Origin of the sequence: Shewanella sp. GutDb-MelDb (genome assembly GCF_002836075.1) — a bacterium.
Lineage (GTDB): Bacteria > Pseudomonadota > Gammaproteobacteria > Enterobacterales > Shewanellaceae > Shewanella.
The window spans coordinates 1-639 of the sequence record NZ_PJBM01000082.1 but is presented as its reverse complement, the minus strand read 5'-3'; the positions used below and the strand labels follow the sequence as shown (position 1 = coordinate 639).

General features: G+C 46.3%; 1 protein-coding gene. It reads right to left on the bottom strand.

Annotated features, from left to right (window positions below; genetic code table 11):
* On the bottom strand, positions 1–639 hold a 639-nt coding region (locus CXF82_RS01435), incomplete at both ends, for an acrylate reductase flavoprotein subunit ArdA (protein WP_145991639.1).

Sequence of the window (639 nt, the reverse complement as noted above, 5' to 3'; positions counted from 1 at the left end):
CGTTGGATCTTGCGCCATACGTAAATCAACGTTCTGGGCAAAGCCACCTGTTGCCATAATCACGCCGCGCTTGGCACGGATATTAATCACTTTACCTGGCTGATCTTCTTCAAAGTGATAGTTTTCGCGCATTTTAACGCCTACAACTTCGCCTTGTTCACCGACTAAGAAACCTTCGAACTTAGCGCGGTTATGAGTATGAACACCGAGTTTACGACATTCATTAAGTAGCGGTTGAGTAATACCAGCACCACAACTGACGGTAGTTTGATAAGTACGTGCTACCGAGTGACCACCTAACTGCTGCAGATAAGGATGGAATTCAGAGCCTGCATCTAAGGTCATTTGCAGTGCTTCTACTGCATGCGAAGCCACGTGACGAAGTAAAGCTTCATCAGCGATACCACGGCCAGATTTAAGCTGATCTGCGACCATGCGGTCAACTGAATCTTGAACGCCTTCAGTTTTTTGCATTGGCGTACCAGGCGCAGCAAACAAACCACCATTAATGGCTGAGTTACCGCCAAAGTACGACATTTTTTCAAAAATATGTACGTCTTTTGCGCCTTTGCGTGTGGCTTCAATTGCCGCCGCTAACCCCGAAAAACCGGAACCAATAATAAGGACTTCAACTTCTTT